2 protein-coding genes are annotated in these 25245 nt (G+C 76.4%); both read left to right on the forward strand.

Translation table 11 applies throughout. The features are described 5' to 3' along the window. Positions 1–129: 129 nt before the first annotated feature. Positions 130–16380 carry a type I polyketide synthase gene (locus ABTY61_RS33980; RefSeq protein WP_350509009.1) on the forward strand — a complete coding sequence of 5417 codons (16251 nt, stop codon included), beginning with the start codon at positions 130–132 and terminating at the stop codon, positions 16378–16380. A 79-nt stretch (positions 16381–16459) separates the two neighbouring features. Then, the coding region (locus ABTY61_RS33985) for a type I polyketide synthase (protein WP_350509010.1) at positions 16460–25245 on the forward strand (8786 nt) is incomplete at its 3' end.

The raw sequence follows: 25245 nt of genomic DNA on the forward strand, positions 1-25245 counted from the left end.
TGGCGAGACTGGGCGGGCGACGGGTCGGACCCGACGTCAGGGGTTCGCGCGCGGCGCCGGACCTGGCGTCCGGCAGGGCCCTTCCCGCACGGCGTTCCCAGTCACACCCCCGGAGAGGTTGACGTCCCGATGTCGAACGAAGACAAGCTCCGCGACTACCTGAAGCGGGCGATCGCGGACCTCCACGAGACCCGCGAGCAGCTCCGCGAGGTGACCGAGCAGCACCGGGAGCCGATCGCCGTGGTCGGCATGGCCTGCCGGCTGCCGGGCGGGGTCGCCTCCCCGGAGGAGCTCTGGGAGCTGGTGCGCGACGGCGTCGACGCCGTCTCCGCCTTCCCCGCCGACCGCGGCTGGGACCTGCCCGAGGGCGCGGTCACCTCCCGCGAGAGCGGGTTCCTGCACGACGCGGGCGAGTTCGACGCCGGGTTCTTCGGCATCTCCCCGCGCGAGGCCCTGGCCATGGACCCCCAGCAGCGGATCCTCCTGGAGACCGCCTGGGAGGCCGTCGAACGGGCCGGCATCGACCCCGGGACGTTGGCCGGCACCCCGACCGGCGTGTTCGTCGGTGCCGGGCACGGCGGTTACGACAGCGCCACCACCGCCGGCGGCCAGGTCACCGAGACCGCCGCCGGGCACCTGCTGACCGGCAACACCGTCAGCGTCGCCTCCGGCCGCATCTCCTACGTCCTCGGCCTCGAAGGCCCGGCCATCACGGTCGACACCGCGTGCTCCTCCTCCCTCGTCGCCCTGCACCTCGCCGTGCAGTCGCTGCGCCGCGGCGAGTGCACCCTCGCGCTCGCGGGCGGCGTGACGGTGATGTCCGGCCCGCAGATGTTCACCGAGTTCTCCCGGCAGGGCGGCCTCGCCGCCGACGGCCGGTGCAAGCCCTTCGCGGCGGCGGCCGACGGCACCGCCTGGAGCGAGGGAGCAGCGATTCTGCTGGTCGAGCGGCTGTCCGACGCGCAACGCCTCGGTCACCCGGTGCTGGCCGTCGTGCGGGGCTCCGCCGTCAACCAGGACGGAGCCTCGAACGGGCTGACGGCGCCCAACGGCCCGTCGCAAGAGCGCGTGATCCGGGCCGCTCTCGCTGACGCCGGTCTGCCGCCCGCCGAGGTGGACGCCGTCGAGGCGCACGGCACGGGCACGCGGCTCGGCGATCCGATCGAGGCGCAGGCCCTGCTCGCGACGTACGGGCAGGACCGCGAACGGCCGGTGCTCATCGGCGCGTTGAAGTCCAACACCGGCCATACCCAGGCCGCCTCCGGTGTGGCCGGGGTGATCAAGACGGTGCTCGCGATGCGGTACGGCCTGCTGCCGCGCACCCTGCACCTCGATGCCCCGACCCCGCACGTCGACTGGACCGCCGGCGCCGCCGAACTGCTGGGCGAGGCCCGGGAATGGCTCGCCAACGCGTGGCCCCGCCGGGCGGCGGTCTCCTCCTTCGGTGTGAGCGGCACCAACGCGCACGTCGTGCTGGAGGCGGCGCCGGCGGAGCCCGCCGGTGGCGTCGCGCCGGAGGCCGCGCCCGGGGCGTCGCTGCCGTGGGTGCTGTCGGCGCACGACGAGACGGCCCTGCGGGCCCAGGCCGGACGTCTGGCCACCCACCTCCGGACGCGCGGACCGTTCGACCCGGCCGACGTCGCGTACTCCCTGGCGACCGGCCGGACGGCCATGGCCCACCGGGCCGTCGTCGTCTCGGCCGACCCGGAGGAGCGCCTGCGCGCCCTGGACGCCGTCGCGGCCGGGGGCGGGGGAGCGGGCGTTGCCACGGGTGCCGTCGAGAAGGGGGCGACGGCGTTCCTGTTCTCCGGGCAGGGCTCGCAGCGGCTGGGCATGGGCCGGGAGTTGTATGAGCGCTTCCCGGTGTTCGCGGAGGCCTTCGACGCGGTGTGCGGGGAGCTGGAGCTACCCGTGCGCGAGGTGGTGTGGGGTGCGGACGGGGAGCTGCTGAACCGGACGGAGTTCGCCCAGGCCGGGCTGTTCGCCGTCGAGGTGGCGCTCTACCGGCTGCTCGAATCGTTCGGCGTGCGGGCGGAGTTCGTGGCCGGGCACTCGATCGGTGAGGTGGCCGCCGCGCACGTGGCCGGGGTGTTCTCGCTGGAGGACGCCTGCAAGCTGGTCAGTGCTCGTGGCCGTCTGATGCAGGCGCTGCCGGAGGGCGGCGCGATGCTGGCCGTGCAGGCGACGGAGGAGGAAGTCCTGCCGTTGCTGGGCGAGTTCGTGTCGATCGCCGCCGTGAACGGCCCGAGCTCCGTCGTCGTCTCCGGCACGGAGGAGGCCGTCGAGGCGGTCCGCGCGCACTTCGCCGACCGCAAGACGACCCGGCTGCGGGTCTCGCACGCGTTCCACTCGCCACTGATGGACCCGATGCTGGCGGACTTCCGCGCCGTCCTCAACGGGCTGAACTACAGCGCGCCGACGATCCCGCTGGTCTCCAACCTGACCGGCGACCTGGCGGAGGGCCCGACGTCGCCCGACTACTGGGTGCGCCACGTCCGCGAGGCCGTCCGCTTCGGCGACGGCATCCGCAACCTGCACGAGGCCGGAGTCACCCGCTTCCTCGACCTCGGCCCCGACGGTGTCCTCACCGCGCTGGCGGCCGATTCGCTGCCCGCCGACGCGGCCCTGGCCGCCGTCCTCCGCAAGGACCGTCCCGAGGAGCCGGCCCTCCTGACGGCCCTCGCCCGCCTGCACGTGCGCGGCGCGGGCCCGGACTGGGCGGCGGTGCTCGCCGGGTCCGGCGGCCGTCGCGTCGATCTGCCGACGTACGCGTTCCAGCGGCAGCGCTACTGGCTGCCCGAGCTCCAGCGCCGCGACGCGGGCGCGCCCTCCGCCGACCCGGTCGAGGACGCGTTCTGGACGGCCGTCGAGGCCGGCGACCTGCGGGAGGCGTCGGCGGTCCTCGGGATCGCGGAGGAGGCCGCCGAGGCCTCGCTCGACCGCCTGCTGCCGGTCCTGGCCTCCTGGCGCGGGCAGCGGCGTCTGCTGGGCACGCTCGACGGCTGGACGTACGGGACGGCCTGGGCGCCCGTGCACGGCCTCACCGACACCGTCCCGGCCGGCCGTTGGCTCGCCGTCATGCCGGAAGGCGCGGCGGACGCGGCGGGCGACTGGCCCGCCACCGTCCTCGACGCCCTGGCCGAGCGAGGCCTGCGGATCGAGCGCGCGGCGGGGGTCGAGGACGTGGACGCCCTGCTCGCGGACGGCTCCGCCGAGCCGGTCGCCGGCGTCCTGTCCTTCCTCGCCGCCGACAGCCGCCCGCATTCCGACCACCACCTCGTGCCCCGCTACCTGCCCGCGACCGTCGAGCTGCTGCGCACCCTGGAGGCCGCCGGCGGTCCGGCGCGGCTCTGGTGCCTCACCCGGGGCGCCGTCGCGGCCGAGGGCGCCGACCGGGTGCGCGAGCCGGAGCAGGCGCAGCTGTGGGGCCTCGGTCGGGTGGCCGCGCTGGAGCACCCGCACCGCTGGGGCGGGCTGATCGACCTGCCCGCCACCCCCGACGCCCGCACCGCCGTCCGCCTGGCCGGTCTCCTCGCCCAGAGCGCCGAGGACCAGCTCGCCCTGCGCGGCTCCGGCGCCTACGCCCGCCGTCTGACCCGCCGCCACCTGCCGGCGGAGTCGACCCGCGCGGCCGCGACCGGTACGGACGGGCGCGCGGCGGCCGTCGCCCCCGCCGGCTGGACCGCCCCCCGAGGCACCGTCCTCGTCACCGGCGGCACCGGCGCCCTCGGTGCCCACGTCGCCCGCTGGCTGGCGTCCGCCGGTGCCGAGCACCTCCTGCTCGTCGGGCGCCGTGGCCGCGAGGCCCCCGGCGTGCGGCAGCTGAGCGACGAGCTGGCCGCCCTCGGGGCCCGCGTCACCGTCGCCGCGTGCGATGTCGCCGACCACGACGCGCTCGCCGCCCTGCTGGCCGAACACCCGGTGACCGGCATCGTCCACGCCGCCGGTGTCCTCGACGACGGCGTGTTGGAAGGCCTCACGGCCGACCGCTTCGACGCCGTGCTCCGCGCCAAGGCCGTCTCCGCCCGCAACCTCCACGAGCTGACGGCCGGGCACGACCTCGCCCTGTTCGTCCTGTTCTCCTCGATCACCGGCGTCCTCGGCAACCCCGGCCAGGCCAACTACGCTGCCGCGAACGCCTACCTCGACGCCCTCGCCGAGCACCGCCGCGCCGCCGGGCTGCCCGCCACCGCCGTCGCCTGGGGCCCCTGGGCCGGGGGCGGCATGGCGGGGGACCACCCGGGCCTCACCGGGCGGCTGCGGCGCAGCGGGCTCGCCCCGATGGACCCGGAGCGGGCGGTCGCCGCGCTGAGCCGGGCCCTGCTCGCGGATGCCTCCGGGCTCACCGTGGCGGACGTGGACTGGAGCGCGCTCGCCCCCGTGCTCACCGCCGCCCGCCCGAGCGCGCTCATCGCGGACCTGCCCGAGGTGCGTCGCGCGGTCCACCAGGGCGTCGCCGCGACGACCACCGACTCCCCGCCGGCCGATCGGCTGCGCGGCCGCGGTGCCGACGAGCAGGAGCGCCTGCTGCTGGAGCTCGTCCGTACCGAGGCCGCCGCCGTCCTCGGGCACGCCTCCACCGCGACGGTCGACGCCGCCCGGGCGTTCCGGGACCTCGGGTTCGACTCGCTGACCGCCGTCGAGCTGCGCAATCGCCTCACGGCCGTGACCGGGCTGCGCCTGCCCGCCACCCTGCTGTTCGACCGGCCGACCCCGGCCGCCGTCGCCGCGCACCTGCGCGCCGAACTGGCCGGTACGGCCGCCGGCGAGACGTTCGCGGCCCCCGCCGTCGCCGCCGACGAGCCGATCGCGATCGTCGCGATGGCCTGCCGTTTCCCCGGCGGCATCGAGTCGCCGGAGGACCTCTGGCAACTGCTCGCCGAGGGCCGCGACGCGGTGGGTCCGTTCCCGGCCGACCGCGGCTGGGACACCGACCGCCTGTACCACCCGGATCCGGACCACGAGGGCACCAGTTACGTCGCCGAGGGCGGGTTCCTCACCGCCCCGGCCGACTTCGACGCCGCCTTCTTCGGCATCTCGCCGCGCGAGGCCCTCGCGATGGACCCGCAGCAGCGGCTCCTGCTGGAGACGGTCTGGGAGGCCGTCGAGCGCTCCGGCATCGACCCCGGGGCGCTGCGCGTCTCGCGGACCGGCGTGTTCGTCGGCTCCAACTTCCAGGACTACCAGGTGCTGCTGGACCCGGCCCGGGAGGGCGTGGCCGGGCATGTGATGACGGGAAACGCCGCGAGCGTGATCTCAGGGCGCGTCGCCTACACCCTCGGCCTGGAGGGCCCGGCCGTCACGGTCGACACCGCGTGCTCGTCCTCGCTGGTCGCCCTGCACCTGGCCGCCCAGGCCCTTCGCCGCGGTGAGTGCTCGCTGGCGCTCGCGGGCGGCGTGACGGTGATGTCCACGCCGCAGGTGTTCGTCGAGTTCTCCCGCCAGCGCGGCCTGGCTCCCGACGGCCGCTGCAAGCCGTTCGCCGCCGCTGCGGACGGGACGGGCTGGGCCGAGGGCGTCGGCGTGCTGCTCGTCGAGCGGCTCTCCGACGCGCGGCGCCTCGGGCACCCCGTCCTCGCCGTCGTGCGCGGCTCCGCCGTCAACCAGGACGGCGCCTCCAACGGCCTCACCGCGCCCCACGGCCCGTCGCAACAGCGGGTGATCCGGGCCGCCCTGGCCGACGCCGGCCTGACGCCCGCCGAGGTCGACGCCGTCGAGGCGCACGGCACCGGCACCCGCCTCGGCGACCCGATCGAGGCCCAGGCCCTCCTGGCCGCCTACGGGCAGGACCGCGAACTCCCGCTGCTCCTCGGCTCGGTGAAGTCCAACCTCGGCCACACCCAGGCCGCCGCCGGGGTCGCCGGCGTGATGAAGACCGTGCTCGCGATGCGGCACGGCGAGCTCCCGAAGTCCCTGCACATCGACGGGCCGACCGCGCAGGTCGACTGGAGCTCCGGCGCCGTCGAGCTGCTGAGCGAGGCCCGGGCGTGGCCCGCGACCGGACGGCCGCCGCGCGCCGGCGTCTCCTCGTTCGGCGTCAGCGGCACCAACGCCCACGTGATCCTCGAAGCCGTCCCCGCGCCCGAGCCGCTGCCCGAGCGCCCGGCCGCCGCCCGTCCGCTGCCCTGGCTGCTGTCCGCCCGGACCCCCGAGGCCGTGCGCGGGCAGGCCCGCCGACTCGCCGCCCACGTCCGTGCCACCGAGCCCGCCCTCGACGACGTCGCTCGCTCGCTCGTCACGACGCGCGCCGCGCTGGAGCACCGCGCGGCCGTCGTCGCGCCCGACCGGGCGGCGCTCCTGGACGGCCTGGACGCGCTCGCCGACGGCCGCGCAACCCCCGCCGTCCTGGAGGGCCAGGTCGCCGGGGAGGGCGCACCGGTCTTCGTCTTTCCCGGCCAGGGCTCCCAGTGGGCCGGTATGGCCGTCGAACTCCTCGACACCGCACCGGTGTTCGCGCAGCGCTTCACCGAGTGCGCAGCCGCGCTGGAGCCGTTCACCGACTGGTCGGCGACGGACGTGCTGCGCGGCGAACCCGGTGCGCCGGGCTTCGACCGGGTCGACGTCGTGCAGCCCGTGCTGTTCGCCGTCATGGTCTCGCTCGCCGAACTGTGGCGCGCGCACGGCGTCGAACCGGCCGCCGTCCTCGGCCACTCGCAGGGCGAGATCGCCGCCGCCTGCGTGGCCGGCGCGCTCTCCCTGGACGACGCCGCCCGCGTGGTCGCCCTGCGCAGCCGGGCGATCCGGAAGCTCGCGGGCCTCGGCGGCATGGTCTCGGTGGCCGAGCCGGTCGCCGCCGTCCGCGAGCGGCTGACGCGCTGGGACGGGCGCGTCTGCGTCGCCGCCGTCAACGGCCCCGCCTCGGTGGTCGTCTCGGGCGACCCCGAGGCCCTGGACGAGCTGGTCGCCGACTGCGAGCGGTCCGGCGTGCGGGCCCGCCGCGTCCCCGTCGACTACGCCTCGCACTCCGCCCACGTCGAGCGCATCGAGCACGAGCTGCTCGACCTCCTCGCGCCGATCGCCCCGCGCAGCGCCGATGTCCCGTTCTGCTCGACCGTCACCGGCACCGTGCTCGACACCGCCGGGCTGGACGCCGCCTACTGGTACCGCAACCTGCGCCACACCGTGGAGTTCGAGCAGGCCACCCGCACTCTGCTGGCCGCCGGACACCGGGTGTTCGTCGAGGTCAGCCCGCACCCCGTGGTGACCACCGGCGTCCAGGAGACGATCGAGGACAGCGGCCTGCCCGCCGCCGCCCTCGGCACCCTGCGCCGCGACGAGGGCGGCCCCGACCGCTTCCTCCTCGCCCTCGCCGACGCCCGCAACCACGGCGCCCGGGTGGACTGGGACCTGCTCTTCGCCGGTACCGGCGCGCGCGCCGTCGAGCTGCCGACCTACCCGTTCCAGCGGCAGCGCTACTGGCCGCGCCCGGGCGGGACGGGCGGCGACGTCACCACGGCGGGGCTGGCCGCGCCGGAGCACCCGCTGCTCGGCGCCGCCGTCGAACTCGCCCAGGGCGGCGGGCTGGTGGCCACCGCCCGCTGGTCGCTGCACACCCACCCGTGGCTCGCCGACCACGCCGTCGCGGGCACCGTCGTGGTGCCCGGCGCCGCGCTGGTCGAGGCGGTCGTCCGGGCCGGCGACGAGCTCGGCTGCGGGCGCATCGAGGAACTGACCCTGCACGCGCCCGTCCTGCTGCCCGAGCGCGGTGCGCTCCAGGTGCAGATCGAGATCGGCGCCCCGGACGACACCGGCCGGCGCCCGGTCGCCCTGCACACCCGCCCGGCCGACGCGCAGGCGCCCGAGGGTTGGACCCGGCACGCCGACGGCGCCGTCGCCCCCGCCGGGGCCGGGGCCCAGCCGGCATCGGCGCCCGCGCCGGGGACCGCCGCCTGGCCGCCCGCCGGCGCCGAGCCGATCGACGTCAGCGGCTTCTATCCGGGCCTGAGCGAGGACGGCTACTGCTACGGCCCGGTGTTCCAGGGCGTGCGAGCGGCCTGGCGCCTCGGCACCGCCGTCCACGCCGAGGTCGAGCTGCCCGCGCCGGCCCGCGCCGACGCCGCCCGCTACGGCCTGCACCCCGCCCTCCTCGACGCAGCCCTGCACCCCGCCGGGCTCGGCCCGCTGCGGGGTCGCCCCGGGCTGCCGTTCGCCTGGACCGGCGTCACCCTCCACGCCGCCGGGGCCACCGCGCTGCGGGTGACGCTCACCCCGGCCGGGCCCGACGCGGTGTCCGTCGAGATGGCCGACCCGACCGGCCGCCCGGTGGCCGCCATCGAGGCACTGGCGGTGCGCCCGCTCGCCCGGGCCGCCCTCGATCCGGCCGCCCGGGTGGCCCGCGAGGCGCTCTTCCACGTCGACTGGCCGGCCCTGACCCTCCCCGAGCCCGGACCGGCCCCCGCCCGCTGGTCCGTCCTCGGCGAGCCGCCCGCCCACGCGGCGGCCCTCGCCGGGGCGGGGATCACGTTCACCGACGATGCGGACGTCACGCTCGTCGGACTGAGCGGCGACGACCCGCTCGCCGCCCTCGAACGCGCCCTCGCCGTCCTCCAGGACCGGCTCGCCGACGACCGCCCCGACGCCACCCTGCTCGTGACCACCCGCCGCGCCGTCGCCGCCGACCCCGCCGAGGACGTCCACGACCTGCCCGCCGCCGCCGTCCACGGCCTCGTCCGCTCCGCCCAGAGCGAGCACCCCGGCCGGATCGTCCTCGCCGACCTGGACGACGACCCCGCCTCCTGGCACGCCCTGCCCGCCGCACTCGCCACCGGCGAACCCAGGCTCGCGCTGCGCCACGGCGCCGCCCACGCCCCCCGCCTGGCCCGCGCCCACACCGCCGAGCCGCTGCCCGTGCCCGACGGCCCGTGGCGCCTCGACATCCGTACCAAGGGCACCGTCGACAACCTCGAACTCCTGCCGAGCCCCGACACGGCCGCGCCGCTCGAAGAGGGCGAGGTGCGCATCGAGGTCCACGCCGCCGGCCTCAACTTCCGCGACGTCCTCAACTCCCTCGGCATGTACCCGGGCGGCGCCCGCTTCCTCGGCTCCGAGGCCGCCGGCGTCGTGCGCGAACTCGGCCCCGGCGTCACCGGACTCGCCGTCGGCGACCGCGTGCTGGGCATGGTCCCCGGCGGGTTCGGCCCGCTAGCCGTCACCGACCACCGCCTGCTCGCCCGCGTCCCCCGGGGCTGGACCTTCGCCCAGGCCGCGTCCGTCCCCGTCGTCTTCCTCACCGCCTACTACGCCCTGCGCGACCTCGCCGACCTCCAGCGCGGCGAACGCCTCCTCGTGCACGCCGCGACCGGCGGCGTCGGCATGGCCGCCACCCAGCTCGCCCGCCTCTGGGGCGCCGAGGTCTACGGCACCGCGAGCGAGCCCAAGCAGCGCCTCCTGCGCGCCGACGGCCTGCCCGACACGGCCATCGCCTCCTCCCGCACCCTCGACTTCGAGGAGCGCTTCCGCACCGCCACCGGCGGCGCTGGCGTGGACGTCGTCCTCAACTCCCTCGCGGGGGAGTACGTCGACGCCTCGCTGCGCCTCCTCGGCCCCGGCGGGCGGCTGATCGAGATGGGCAGGACCGACGTCCGCGACGCCGAGGAGGTCGCCGCCGCCCACGGCGGCGCCCGCTACCAGGCGTTCGTCCTCCAGGAGGCCGGGCCCGAGCGGATCGGGCAGATGCTCGCCGACCTGGTCGAGCTGTTCGAACAGGGCGCCCTGCGGCCGCTCCCGCTCACCTGCTGGGACGTCACCCGCGCCCGCGAGGCCTTCCGGTACATGGCCCAGGCCCGGCACACCGGCAAGATCGTGCTCACCGTCCCGCGCCCGTGGGCCGCCGACGGCACCGTCCTGATCACCGGCGGCACCGGCACCCTCGGCGCCGAACTCGCCCGCCACCTGGTCGCTGCACGCGGCGTGCGGCACCTGCTGCTCGCCGGCCGCAGCGGCCCCGACGCCCCCGGAGCGGCAGCCCTCACCGAGGAGCTGACCGCCCTCGGCGCCGAGGTCACCGTCGCCGCGTGCGACGCCGCCGACCGCGACGCCCTGGCGGCCCTCCTGGCCGCCGTGCCCGCCGAGCACCCGCTCACGGCCGTCGTCCACGCGGCCGGTGTCCTCGACGACGGCGTCGTCGAAGGCCTGACGGCCGACCGGCTCGCCGCCGTGCTGCGCCCCAAGGCGGACGCCGCCCGCCACCTGCACGAGCTCACCCGCGGACTCGACCTCGCCGACCTCGTCCTGTTCTCCTCCGCCGCCGGCGTCTTCGGCTCGCCCGGCCAGGGCAACTACGCCGGCGCCAACGCCTGGCTCGACGCCCTCGCCCAGCACCGCCGCGTCGCAGGCCTGCCCACCACGGCCCTCGCCTGGGGCCTGTGGGCGCAGGCCGGCACGATGACCGCGCACCTCGGCGCGACCGACCGGGCCCGCGCCGAGCAGTCCGGCGCGCTGACCCTCAGTACCCCCGACGGCCTCGCCCTGTTCGACGCGGCCCTCGCCGACCACCGCGCCCTCCTCGTGCCCGTCCGCCTCGACACCGCCGCCCTGCGAGCCCGCGGCGCGGCCGAACTCCCGTCCCTGCTGCGATCTTTGGTCCGTACCCCGGCCCGCCGCACCGCGCAGGGCGCCCAGGCCGCAGACGGGCTGCGCGCCCGCCTCGCCGGGCTCAGCGCGGCCGACCGCGCCGCAGTGCTGCTCGACCTGGTGAGCGGATGCACCGCGGCCGTCCTCGGCCACGCCTCGGCCGACCAGGTCCACGCCACCCGGCCGTTCCGCGAGCTCGGCCTCGACTCCCTGACCGCCGTGGAACTGCGCAACCGCCTCAACGCCGCGACCGGCCTGCGGCTGCCCGCGACCCTCGTGTTCGACCACCCCACCCCCGGGGCCCTCGCCGGGCACCTGGCCGACGGCCTCACCGGCACCGGCGCGGCGACCGCGGCCGGTGCGGCTCTCCAGACCGCCGACGAGCCGATCGCGATCGTCGGCATGGCCTGCCGCTTCCCCGGCGGCGTCGCGACCCCCGACGACCTGTGGACCCTGCTGTCCGCCGGCACCGACGCCATCGCCCCCTTCCCCACCGACCGCGGCTGGGACCTCGACGGCCTCTACGACGGCATCCCCGACCACCCCGACTCCTCCCGCACCCGCGAGGGCGGCTTCCTCGCCGACGCCGCCGGTTTCGACGCCGCGTTCTTCGGCGTCAGCCCCCATGAGGCCCTCGCGATGGACCCGCAGCAGCGGCTCCTCCTGGAGACCTCGTGGGAGGCCATCGAGCGCGCCGGCATCGACCCCGGCACGCTGCGCGGCAGCCGCACCGGCGTCTTCGCCGGCCTGTCCTCCAGCGACTACCTCGACCGGGTCGGCCGCATCCCCGACGAGGCCGCGCCGTACGTCAGCACCGGCAACGCCGCGAGCGTGATCTCCGGTCGTGTCGCCTACACCCTCGGCTTGGAGGGCCCGGCGGTCACCGTCGACACCGCCTGCTCGTCGTCCCTGGTGGCGCTCCACCTCGCGGTCCGCGCGCTGCGCGGCGGCGAGTGCACGCTCGCGCTCGCGGGCGGCGTCACGGTGATGTCGACGCCGATGATCCCCGTCGACTTCGCCCGCCAGCGCGGCCTGGCCGCCGACGGCCGCTGCAAGCCCTTCGCCGACGCCGCCGACGGCACCGGCTTCTCCGAGGGCGTCGGCGTGCTGCTCGTCGAGCGGCTGTCGGACGCCGAGCGAAACGGGCACCCGGTGCTGGCCGTCGTGCGAGGCTCGGCCGTCAACCAGGACGGTGCCAGCAACGGGCTCAGCGCCCCGAACGGCCCGTCCCAGCAGCGGGTGATCCGGGCCGCCCTGGCCGACGCCGGTCTGACGCCCGCCGAGGTCGACGCCGTCGAGGCACACGGCACCGGCACCCGCCTCGGCGACCCGATCGAGGCCCAGGCGCTCCTCGCCGCCTACGGCCAGGACCGCGAACTCCCGCTCCTCGTCGGCTCGGTGAAGTCCAACCTGGGCCACGCCCAGGCCGCCGCCGGGGTCGCCGGGGTGATGAAGACCGTCCTCGCCCTGCGGTACGCCGCCCTCCCGCGGAGCCTCCACATCGACCGGCCCACCACGCACGTCGACTGGACGGAGGGCGCCGTCGACCTGCTCACCGAGGCCCGCGACTGGCCCGCCACAGGACGGCCCCGCCGCGCCGGGGTCTCCTCCTTCGGCCTCAGCGGCACCAACGCCCACGTGATCCTCGAGCAGGCCCCGGACCACGAGCCCGAGGCCGCCCCCGCGCCCAAGCGTCCTGCCCTGCCCTGGCTGCTCTCCGCCCGCAGCGCCGAAGCCCTGCGCGGCCAGGCCCGCGCGCTGCTCGACCACCTCGACGTCAGCGCCGCCGCGCCGCTCGACCTCGCCCACTCCCTGGCCACCGGCCGCGCCCTCCTGGAGTACCGCGCTGCCGTCGTCGGCACCGGCACCGGCACCGAGGACCTGCGGGCCGGCCTCGCCGCGCTCGCCGACGGAACCCCCGCCCCGGGCGTCGTCACCGGCCGACACGGCGCCGGGCGCGACCGTCGGGTTGTCCTCGTCTTCCCCGGCCAGGGCTCCCAGTGGAACGGCATGGGCGCCGAACTGCTGCAAACCTCACCGGAGTTCGCCGAGCGGATCGCCGCCTGTGGACGGGCCCTCGCCCCCTGGACGGACTGGTCCCTCGACGCCGTCCTGCGCGGCGGGCCGGACGCGCCGTCACTCGACCGCGTCGACGTCGCCCAGCCCGCGCTGTGGGCCACCATGATCGCGCTCGCCGCCTGCTGGCAGGCCCACGGCGTCACCCCCGCCGCCGTCCTCGGCCATTCCCAGGGCGAGATCGCCGCCGCCTGCGTGGCCGGCGCGCTCTCCCTGGAGGACGGTGCGAAGGTCGTCGCCCTGCGCAGCCAGGCCATCGCCCGCAGCCTCTCCGGCCACGGCGGCATGGTGTCGGTGCCGCAGGCCCAGGCCGACGTCCTCGCCCGCATCGAGCCCTACGGCGGCCGGATCTCGGTGGCCGCCGCCAACGGCCCGTCCGGCGTCGTCGTCTCCGGCGAGACCGCCGCCCTCGACGACCTCCTGGCCGGCTGCGCCCGCGACGGCGTCCGGGCCAAGCGCATCCCCGTCGACTACGCCTCCCACTCCGCCCAGGTCGAGCGGATCGAGGAGACCCTCCTCGCCGAACTCGCCGGACTGACCACGCGCGAGGCCCGCATCCCGTTCCTCTCCACCGTCACCGCCGACTGGCTCGGCGACACCCCGCTCGACGCCGGGTACTGGTACCGGAACCTGCGGCAGACCGTCCGCCTGGAGGAGTCCGTCCGCGCCCTGCTCGCCCAGGGCCACGACGCCTTCCTGGAATGCAGCCCGCACCCCGTGCTCGCCATGGCCGTCGAGGACACCGCGGCCGACGCGGGCGCCCAGGCCGTCGTGCTCGGCACCGTCCGGCGCGAGGACGGCGGCCCGGCCCGGCTGCTGACCTCCCTCGCCGAGGCCCATGTGTGCGGCGTGCGGATCGACTGGCGGCCCGCCCTCGCCGGCGGCCGGCCCGTCGACCTGCCCACCTACGCCTTCCAGCGCCGCCGCTACTGGCTCGCCCAGGACGCCGCCCGCACCGGCGCGCCCCTCGAACCCTGCGGGCTGGACCGTGCCGTCCGCCTCGCGGACGCCGACACCGTGCTGCTCACCGGCCGGATCGGCGCCACGACGCACCCCTGGACGGCCGACCACCGGGTGCGTGGCACCGCCGTCGTGCCGGGCACCGCGCTGCTCGACTGGGCCGTGCGGGCCGGCGACGAGGCCGGCTGCCCGAGCGTCGCCGAGCTCACCGAGCTCACCCCGCTGACCCTGCCCGAGCACGGCACCGTCGACCTCCAGCTCACCGCGGGGCCCGCCGACGCCGACGGCCGACGGGTCCTCACCGTCCACGCCCGCCCGACCGGCGCGCCCGACGACACCCCGTGGACCCGCCACGCCACCGGCGCCCTGACCACCGGCGCCCTGACCACGGGCACTCCGACCACTGGCGGTGCCGCCGGCACGGCCCTCACCGAATGGCCCCCCGCCGGCGCCCGGGCGGTGGACACCGTCGAGCCGGACGGCACCGAGTACGGCGAGCGCTTCCGCACCGTCCTGGCGCGCTGGCGGCGCGGCGACGAGATGTTCGCCGAGGTCGCCCTGCCCGAGGAGCACCGCACCGAGACGGCCGGCTTCCGCGTCCACCCCGGTCTGCTCCAGGCCCTGCTCGCCGCGCTCCCGGGCGGCACCGACCCCGCCCAGCCCGCCGACTGGCGCGGCGTCACCGTCCACGCCACCGGCGCCGCCCTGCTCCGCGTCCGGCTCACCCCAGCCGCCGACGGCGGCCACGCGCTGACCGCCGCCGACGCCGACGGCGCCCCCGTGCTCACCGTCGAGGCCGTCACCGTCCGCCCGATCGCGGCCGAGCACCTAGCCCCGGCGGCCGACCCGCTCTACGCGGTCGAGTGGGCCCCGGTACCCAAGAGCGAGGTCGCTGCCGCCGACCTCAGGGACATGGCCGTCCTCGGCGACGACGACGCCCTCACCGCCGCCCTCGGCGCCCGTGCCTACACCGACCTCGCCGACCTCACCGCCGCCCTCGACGCCGGAGAGCCCGCACCCGCCACCGTCGTCCACCGCCTCACCGCGGCCGACGACGGCGCCCCCGTCACCGGCGCGCACCGCGCTGTCCGGGCCGCCCACGGCCTCGCCCGCGCCTGGCTCGGCGAGCCCCGGCTCGCCGACGCCCGCCTCGCCCTGCTCACCCACGGCGCCGAGGCCGCGGCCCCCTCCACCGACGCCACCGTCCTCGCCCAGGCGGCGGCCCACGGCCTCATCCGCTCCGCCCAGTCCGAGAACCCCGGCCGCTTCCTCCTCGTCGACCTCGACGGCGACCCGGCCTCCGACGCCGCCCTGCCCGCAGCCCTCGCCGTCCCCGACGAGCCGCGCCTGGCCGTCCGCGGCGGCGAGGTGACGGCACCCCGGCTGCGCCCCGTGGCACCCGGGGGAGGCCGAGCGTGGACCTGGAACCCCGCCGGCACCGTCCTGATCACCGGCGGCACCGGCACCCTCGGCACCCTCGTCGCCCGCCACCTCGTCACCGAACACGGTGCGCGCCACCTCCTGCTCACCGGCCGCCGAGGCCCCGACGCCCCCGGCGCCGCCGAACTCCTCGCCGACCTCACGGCCCTCGGCGCCGACGCCCGCATCGCCGCCTGCGACACCGCCGACCGCGCCGCCCTCGACGCGCTCCTCGCCACCGTCCCCGCCGAGCACCCGCTCACCGGCGTCGTCCACGCGGCCGGCATCCTGCACGACGGACTGCTCGAAAGCCTGACGGACGACCAGCTCACCGAGGTGCTGCGCCCCAAGGTCGACGCCGGGTGGAACCTCCACGAGGCGACCAGCCACCTCGACCTCTCCGCCTTCGTCCTGTTCTCCTCCTTCGCGGCCACGGCCGGCGGCCCCGGCCAGGCCAACTACGCCGCCGCCAACGCCTTCCTCGACGCCCTCGCCCACCACCGCCGCGCCGAGGGCCGCCCGGCCGTCTCCCTCGCGTGGGGATACTGGGGAGAATCGAGTGGAATGACGTCCACGCTTGACGCCGTGGACATCGCCCGCTTCGCACGCTCCGGCATGCTGCCGCTCACGGCCGTCCAGGGCCTCGCCCTGCTCGACGCCGCGAGCGGCGCCGACCGGCCGCACCTGGCCCCGATCCGGCTCGACCGGCGCGCCCTCGCCACGGCCGGGGCCGCGCCGCTCTTCGCCGAACTCGCGCTCCGCCGCGCCGCTACCCGGCGCACGGCCGCAGGCCCCGCCGGGAGCACGGCGACCGCCGACCGGGGCGTCCTGGACCGGTTGCCCGGCCTCGCCGCCGCCCAGCAGGAGAAGCTGCTGCTGGACGTCGTCATCGGCCACCTCGCCGCCGTCCTCGGCCACGGTTCGCCGCAGGCCGTCGAACCCGAGCGCGGGTTCCTCGACCTCGGCATGTCCTCCCTGACCGCCGTCGAGCTGCGCAACCGCCTCAACGCCGAACTCGGCCTGCGGCTGCCCACCACGACGATCTTCGACCACCCGTCGCCCACCGCGCTCGCCGGGCGCCTGCGCGACCTGGTCGGCGCGCCCACCGGCACCGCGGCACCCGCCCGGCCCGTCTTCGCCGAACTCGACGAGCTGGAGAGCGTGCTCGGCGCCACCGAACTGGACGCCGACTCCCGGACCCGCCTCCTCGCCCGCCTCAAGAGCCTCCAGTGGCGGCTCGACGGCGATGGCACCGAGTCGCCCGCGGTCGCCGACGAGCCGGACGACGCGCTCGACGACACCACGGACGACGAGATGTTCGACCTGATCGACCGCGAGCTCGGACTCGCCTGAGGACCGGTCCCGGGGTCGTCCGCCCCCGGGCCGTCCCACGGACCCGTACCACCCTGCCGAACTGCGAGGTTTCCCACCCATGGCCAGCACCTCCGAGGACAAGCTCCGCGACTACCTCAAGAAGGTCACCGCGGACCTGCGGCGCACGAGGCAGCGCCTGGAGTCCGTCGAGGCGAGGGACGGCGAGCCGATCGCGATCATCGGGATGGCCTGTCGCTACCCCGGCGGCGTCCGCACCCCGGAGGACCTCTGGCGGCTCGTCGCCGACGGCGCCGACGCCATCGGCGACCTCCCGGAGGACCGCGGGTGGGACATCGGGGGCCTCTACGACCCCACCCCCGGCACCCCCGGCAAGAGCTACGTGCGCCACGGCGGGTTCCTCGACGGCGTCGCCGACTTCGACGCCGAGCTGTTCGGCATCGCCCCCCGCGAGGCCCTCGCCATGGACCCGCAGCAGCGGCTCCTCCTCGAATCCGCCTGGGAGGCCATCGAGCGCGCCCGCATCGCCCCCGCCGCCCTGCGCGGCAGCGACACCGGCGTGTTCATCGGCGGCGCCGACACCGACTACGGCTCCCTCGCCCGCCAGACCGAGGAGACCGAGGGCCACCTCCTCACCGGCGGAGCCGTCAGCGTCCTCTCCGGCCGCATCGCCTACACCCTCGGGCTGGAGGGCCCGGCCGTCACCGTCGACACCGCGTGCTCCTCCGCCCTCGTCGCCCTCCACCTCGCGGTCCGCGCGCTGCGCGCCGGTGAGTGCTCGATGGCCGTCGCCGGGGGCGTCGCCGTCATGCCGACCACCCGCCTGTTCACCGAGTTCTCCCGCCAGCGCGGCCTCGCCCCCGACGGGCGCTGCAAGCCCTTCGCGGAGGCCGCGGACGGCACCTCCTGGGCCGAGGGCGTCGGAGTCCTGCTCGTCGAGCGGCTCTCGGACGCCCGGCGCCTGGGCCACGAGGTCCTCGCCGTCGTCCGGGGCACCGCCGTCAACCAGGACGGCGCCAGCAGCCGCCTGACCGCCCCCAACGGCCCCTCGCAGCAGCGCGTCATCCGCGCCGCGCTCGCCAACGCCCGCCTCACCCCCGACCAGGTCGACGCCGTCGAGGCCCACGGCACGGGGACGACCCTGGGCGACCCGATCGAGGCCCAGGCCCTGCTCGCGACCTACGGCCAGGACCGGCCCGCCGACCGGCCGCTCCACCTCGGCGGCGTCAAGTCGAACATCGGCCACGCCCAGGCGGCGGCCGGCGTCGCGGGTGTGATCAAGACGGTCATGGCGCTGCGCGCCGGGGTGCTGCCGGCCACCCTGCACGTCGACGAGCCGTCCTCGCACGTGAACTGGACGGCGGGCGCCGTCGAGCTGCTGACGGAAGCCCGCGACTGGCCGGAGACCGGGCGTCCGCGCCGGGCGGGCGTCTCGGCCTTCGGCATCAGCGGGACCAACGCGCACGTGGTCCTGGAGCAGGCGGACGAGGTTGTGGCGGAGGAGCCCGCGGAGGCCGCCCCGGTCCCGGCCGTCGTGCCGTGGGTGCTGAGCGGCCGGACGCCGGACGCGCTGCGCGCCCAGGCCGCCCGGCTGCGCGAGGTCGCGGCGGGCCTGCCGGCCGCGGACGTCGCGGCGGCGCTGGCCACGAGCCGCTCGATGCTCAACCACCGGGCCGTGGTGGTCGGTTCCGACCAGGACGCACTGCTGCGCGGGCTCGACGCGCTGGCGGCGGGCTCGGGCGGGGCCGTCGAGGGTGCGGTCCGGGGCGGCGGGACGGCGTTCCTGTTCTCCGGGCAGGGGTCGCAGCGGCTCGGGATGGGCCGGGAGTTGTATGAGCGCTTCCCGGTGTTCGCTCGGGCCTTCGACGCGGTGTGCGGCTCGGTGGACCTCCCGCTTCGGGACGTCCTCTGGGGATCGAACGAGGAGCCGCTGAACCGGACGGAGTTCGCCCAGGTGGCGCTCTTCGCCGTCGAGGTGGCGCTGTACCGGCTGGTCGAATCGCTCGGCGTGCGGCCGGAGTTCGTGGCCGGACACTCGATCGGTGAGGTGGCGGCCGCGCACGTGGCCGGGGTGTTCTCGCTCGCCGACGCGTGCGCGCTGGTCAGCGCCCGTGGTCGCCTGATGCAGGCGCTGCCTTCGGGTGGCGCGATGCTGGCGGTGCAGGCGACGGAGGACGAAGTCCTGCCGCTTTTGGATGAGTTCGTGTCGATCGCCGCCGTGAACGGGCCCTCGTCGGTGGTCGTCTCCGGTAGCGAGGAGGCCGTCGAGGCGGTCCGCGCGCACATCGCCGACCGTAAGACGACCCGGCTGCGGGTCTCGCACGCGTTCCACTCGCCACTGATGGACCCGATGCTGGAGGAGTTCCGCGCCGTCCTCAACGGGCTGACGTACGCCGCTCCTTCGATCCCGGTCATCTCCAACCTGACGGGGGAGGCAGCCGCTCCCGAGCAGCTGTGCTCGGCGGACTACTGGGTGCGCCACGTCCGCGAAGCCGTCCGCTTCGCCGACGGCGTCCGCGCGTTGGAGGAGGCCGGCGTCACCCGCTTCCTGGAGCTCGGCCCCGACGGTGTCCTCACCGCGCTGGCGGCCTCCTCGCTCTCCGGCGACGCCGTGCTGGCCTCCGCCCTCCGCAAGGACCAGGACGAGGACACGACCGTCCTGACGGCCCTGGCGCGCCTGCACGTCACCGGCGCGCCGGTCGACTGGGTCGCGCTCTTCGCCGGCACCGCAGTCCGCCCGGTCGACCTGCCGACCTATGCCTTCCAGCACCGCCGCTACTGGCCCGTGACCGCCCCCGCGACCGCCGGTGACCTCGGCGCGGCGGGCCTCGACACCGCCGACCACCCGCTGCTCTCCGCATCGCTCGAACTCTCCGATGACGAAGGCCTGTTGTTCACGTCCCGGCTCTCCCGCCAGTCCCACCCCTGGCTCGCCGACCACGTCGTGGGCGGCAGTGTCCTGCTGCCCGGCACCGCGTTCCTCGAACTGGCCGTCCGAGCCGGGGACGAGGCCGGCTGCGACCGCGTCGAGGAACTGACCCTGGCCGCACCGCTCGTCCTGCCCGAGCGCGAGGGCGTCCAGTTGCAACTGCGGGTCGGCGCGGCCGACGAGAACGGCCGCCGTACCTTCACCATCGCCTCCCGGCCCGAAGGCGGCGACGGCCGCGCCTGGGACCAGCACGCGAGCGGCGTCCTGGCCGTGGGGGAGACGCGCACCGCGTTCGACACGTCGGTCTGGCCGCCGGCCGGCGCCGAGGCGGTCGACCTGACCGGGCTGTACGAGGGCATGGCCGACGGCGGCTACGCCTACGGCCCGGTGTTCCAGGGCCTGCGGGCGGCCTGGCGGCGCGGCGACGAGGTCTTCGCCGACGTCGCCCTGCCGGAGGGCACCGAGGGCACCGGATACGGTCTGCACCCGGCGCTGCTCGACGCCGCCCTGCACGTGACGGCCGTCAACGGGATGCCGCACGGCCTCGTGCCGTTCTCGTGGGAGGACGTGTCGCTGCACGCCTCCGGCGCGTCCTCGGTGCGCGTGCGCGCCACCCGGACCGGCGAGGAGTCCGTCGCGGTGGCGCTCGCCGACGCCGAGGGCCTGCCGGTGGCGTCCGTGGGGTCGCTGGTCCTGCGCGCGGTGTCGAGCGGGGAGCCGGCGCCGGCGCGGGACGGGCTGTTCCGGGTGGACTGGGTTCCGGTGAAGACCGGGGCTGCTCCGGAGTTCGCGGCGGTCGAGTCGCTGGCGGAGGTGCCGGCCGACGTGCCGCCGGTGGTGGTGGTCCGACCGGCGGACGCCGACGTGCACGCGCGTACGGTCCGCGCGCTGGAGCTGGTGCGGGGTTGGTCGGCGGAGGAGCGTTTCGCGGCCTCCCGGCTGGTGTTCGTGACGCGCGGCGTGGTGGCCGGCGAGGACCTGCCGGGCGCTGCGGCATGGGGTCTGGTGCGGTCGGCGATGTCGGAGGAGCCGGGCCGGTTCGGCCTGGTGGATCTGGCGGGTTCGGAAGAGCTGCCGCCCGCTGCCCTGGGCTTGGACGAGCCGCAACTGCTCGTCCGTGACGGGGAGGTCCTCGCGGCCCGGCTCGTGCGCGCCGAATCGGCGGGCGAACCGGTCGTGTGGGCCGGCGAGGGCACGGTCCTGATCACCGGTGGGACGGGCGGCCTGGGCCGGGTCGTGGCCCGGCACCTGGCCGTCGAGCACGGCGTGCGGCAGCTGCTGCTGGTCAGCCGCCGGGGCGCCGACGCCGAGGGCACGGACGACCTGCTCGCCGAGCTGGCGGCGGCCGGGGCGGAGGCCGTCGTCGAGGCGTGTGACGTCGCCGATCCGGCGGCAGTGGCCGACCTGTTCGCCCGGCACGAGATCCGCGCGGTCGTCCACACGGCCGGCGTGATCGACGACGGCGTGATCGGCTCCCTGACCGCCGGGCGCGTCTCCGCCGTCCTGCGCCCGAAGGCGGACGCCGCCTGGCACCTGCACGAGGCCACGAAGGACCGCGCGTTGGCGGCCTTCGTCCTGTTCTCCTCCGTCTCCGGCGTCTTCGGCGGCCCGGGCCAGGCCGCCTACGCGGCGGGCAACGCCTACCTCGACGCGCTCGCTGTCCACCGCCGCGCGCTCGGACTGCCCGCCGTCTCGCAGGCCTGGGGTCCGTGGACCCGCGACGGCGGCATGATCGGCACGCTCGCCCACGTCGACCTGCACCGGATCGCCCGCTCGGGGATGCCGGAGCTCACCCCCGCCGAGGGCGCCGCCCTGTTCGACGCCTCGCTCGCGGCGGGCGAGCCCGCGATCCTGCCCGTCCGGCTGGACCTCGCGGCGCTGCGGGCCCAGGACCAGGTGCCCGCCCTGCTGCGCGGACTCGTGCGCGGCCGGGTCCGGCGCGCGGTGGCCGCGGGCTCGGCCGCTTCGGCGGGCCTCGCGCAGCGGCTCTCGGGCCTGGGCGAGGACGGGCGGCGGGCGGCCGTCCTGGAGCTGGTGCGCGACCGGATCGCCGTGGTCCTGGGCCACGAGGGCGGCTCGGTGGTCGACCCATTGCGGGCGTTCCAGGATCTCGGCTTCGACTCGCTGACGGCGGTGGAACTGCGGAACCGGCTGCGGTCGGCGACCGGTCTCCAGCTGCCGGCCACGGTGGTGTTCGACTACCCGACGGCGAGCGCGCTGGCGGGCTTCGTACTGGAGGGCCTGTTCGGCGCCGAGGAGGCCGAGGAACTCCCGTCGGCGCTCCCGGTGTCGTCGGACGACCCGGTGGTCGTCGTCGGCATGGCCTGCCGCTACCCGGGCGGTGTCGAGTCGCCGGAGGACCTGTGGCGGCTGGTGGCCGACGGCGTGGACGCGGTGTCCGACTTCCCGGCGAACCGCGGCTGGGACATCGACGCGCTCTACAGCGAGGACCGGTCCGTCCCGGGCACGTCGTACACCCGGCGGGGCGCGTTCCTGCACGACGCCGGGGAGTTCGACCCCGAGTTCTTCGGGATGAGTCCGCGCGAGGCGCTGGCGACCGACGCGCAGCAGCGCCTGCTGCTGGAGACGTCGTGGGAGGCCTTCGAGCGGGCCGGCATCGACCCGGTGTCCCTGCGCGGCAGCCGGACCGGCGTCTTCGCGGGCATCATGTACACCGACTACCGTTCGCTCCTGGACGGGGAGGAGTTCGAGGGCTTCCGGGGCAACGGCAGTGCCCCCAGCGTCGCCTCCGGCCGGGTGTCCTACACCTTCGGCTTCGAGGGCCCGGCGGTCACGGTGGACACGGCGTGCTCGTCGTCGCTCGTGGCGATGCACCTGGCGGCGCAGGCCCTGCGCGGCGGTGAGTGCTCGCTGGCGCTCGCGGGCGGCGTGACGGTGATGTCGACGCCGGGGACGTTCGTGGAGTTCTCGCGCCAGGGCGGCCTGTCGGCCGACGGGCGGTGCCGTTCGTTCGCGGACACGGCGGACGGCGTGGGCTGGGGCGAGGGCGTCGGTGTCGTGGTGCTGGAGCGTCTGTCGGACGCCCGCCGCAACGGGCACCGCGTCCTCGCGGTCCTGCGGGGTAGCGCCGTCAACCAGGACGGTGCGTCGAACGGCCTCACCGCGCCGAACGGTCCGTCGCAGCAGCGCGTGATCCGGCAGGCGCTGGCGAGCGCCGGGCTGTCCCCGGCGGACGTGGACGCGGTGGAGGCGCACGGCACGGGCACGACGCTGGGTGACCCGATCGAGGCGCAGGCGCTGCTCGCGACGTACGGCCAGGACCGCGAAGTCCCGCTGCTGCTCGGCTCGATCAAGTCGAACATCGGGCACGCCCAGGCGGCGGCCGGTGTCGCGGGCGTGATCAAGATGGTGCTGGCGATGCAGCACGGTGTGCTGCCGCGCACGCTGCACGTGGACGCGCCTTCGTCGCACGTGGACTGGACGGCAGGCGCGGTGGAGCTGCTGGCCGAGGCGCGGGCGTGGCCGGAGGGCGGCCGCCTGCGTCGGGCGGGGGTGTCGTCGTTCGGGATCAGCGGGACCAATGCGCACGTGATCCTTGAGCAGGGCGAGCCCGAGGCCGTGCAGGACGGTGCGGCGACGGCGGGGGCGATGCCCTGGGTGGTATCCGCCAGGTCCGAGGCGGCGCTGGACGCTCAGGTCGCGCGGCTGGCAGGGGTTGGTGAACTCCGGGTTGCGGATGTGGCGTTCACGCTGGCCGGGCGGACGGCCTTCCCGCACCGGGCGGTGCTCGTCGACGGCGTCGAGGTGGCCCGTGGGTTTGTGGGTGAGGGCGGGACGGCGTTCCTGTTCTCGGGGCAGGGGTCGCAGCGGCTGGGGATGGGGCGGGAGTTGTACGGCCGGTTCCCGGTGTTCGCCCGTGCCTTCGACGAGGTGTGCGAGGCTCTGGAGCTGCCGGTGCGGGACGTCGTGTGGGGCTCGGACGCGGAGCTGCTGAACCGGACCGCGCATGCGCAGGCCGGGTTGTTCGCCGTCGAGGTGGCGCTGTACCGGCTGCTCGAATCGTTGGGTGTGCGACCGGAGTTCGTGGCCGGTCACTCGATCGGCGAGGTGACGGCCGGGTATGTGGCCGGTGTGTTCTCGCTTGCGGACGCGTGCACGCTGGTGAGCGCTCGCGGTCGGCTGATGCAGGCGCTTCCGGCGGGCGGTGCCATGCTGGCGGTGCAGGCGACGGAGGACGAAGTCCTGCCGCTGCTGGGTGACTTCGTGTCGATCGCCGCCGTCAACGGCCCGCGCTCGATCGTCGTCTCCGGGACGCAGGAGGCCGTCTCGGCGATCGCGGCGCACTTCGCCGACCGCAGGACGACGCGGCTGCGGGTCTCGCACGCGTTCCACTCGCCGCTGATGGATCCGATGCTGGAGGACTTCCGTACGGTCCTCGACGGACTGACGTACCACGCGCCGTCGATCCCGTTGGTCTCCAACCTGACCGGCGCACTGGCCGATGGCCTGACGTCGCCCGACTACTGGGTGCGCCACGTCCGCGAGGCCGTTCGCTTCGCCGACGGGATCCGCACGCTGGAGGCCGCGGGTGTCACGCGCCTCCTGGAGCTCGGCCCCGACGGCGTCCTCACCGCCCTCGCGGCCGCCTCCCTCTCCGGCGACGCCGTCCTGGCCCCCGTCCTTCGGAAGGACCAGGCCGAGGACGCGACCGTCCTGACTGCCCTCGCGCGCCTGCACGTGACCGGCGTGCGAGTCGACTGGGGCGCCCTTCTCGCCGGGACCGGTGCCCGCACCGTGGACGTGCCCACGTACGCGTTCCAGCACCGGCACTACTGGCCGGCGGTCACGCTCGCGCGCGGCGGCGACGTCCGGCTCGCGGGCCTCGGTGCCGCCGAGCACCCGCTGCTGGGCGCGGCTGTCGAGCTCGTCAACACGGACGGCTACCTGTTCACCGGCCGGCTGTCGGCCCGGTCGCACGGGTGGCTGGCGGACCACGTCGTCATGGGTTCGGTGCTGGTGCCGGGCACGGCGCTGGTGGAGCTGGCCGTGCGCGCCGGGGACGAGGTCGGCTGCGACCTGGTCGAGGAGCTGACGCTCGCCGCCCCGCTCGTCCTGCCCGAGCGGGGCGGCGTGCGGGTACAGGTGTGGGTCGGCGAGCCGGACACGTCCGGGCGGCGCGCGCTCACCGTACACGCCCGGCCGGACGACGCGGACGGGACGGACGGGACGGACGGGACGGACTGGACCCTGCACGCGAGCGGAGTGCTGGGCTCGGGCGCGGCACCGGCGGAGTTCGACGCCTCGGTGTGGCCGCCGGCCGGTGCCGAGGTCGTCGACGCCGCCGGGCTGTACGAGGGCCTGGCGGAGGCCGGGTTCGGGTACGGCCCGGCGTTCCGGGGCCTCCGGGCCGTCTGGCGGCGCGGGGACGAGGTCTTCACGGAGGTCGCCCTGCCGGAGGGCACCGACGGGAGCGGCTTCGGCCTGCACCCGGCGCTGTTCGACGCCTGCCTCCACGCGGTCGCGCTCACCGGGTCCGACGAGCGCGGCGTGCCGTTCGCGTGGGAGGACGTGGCGCTGCACGCCTCCGGCGCGTCGGCGGTACGGGTGCGGCTGACGCCGTCGGCGGGCGGCGGGGTGTCGCTGGCGATCGCCGACACCGAGGGGCGCCCGGTGGCGACCGTGGGGTCGCTGGTCGTGCGCCCGGTGTCGGTGGGCGAGGCGGGCTCCGACGGCCGGGATGCGTTGTTCCGGATGGACTGGATGCCGGTGAAGGCCTCTGGCTCCTCGGACTTTGTGGAGATCGCGTCTCTCGCGGACGTACCTGTGGACGTTCCGCCGGTGGTCGTGATCGAGACGGTCGTCGATGAGGTGCACGCTCGGACGGCCCGCGTGCTGGAGCTGGTGCAGGGCTGGCTGGCGGAGGAGCGTTTCGCGGCCTCGCGCCTGGTGTTCGTGACGCGCGGTGTGGTGGCGGGCGAGGACTTGTCCGGCGCAGC

Source organism: Kitasatospora sp. NPDC096128 (assembly GCF_040303105.1).
In the GTDB taxonomy this organism is placed as follows: Bacteria; Actinomycetota; Actinomycetes; order Streptomycetales; family Streptomycetaceae; genus Kitasatospora.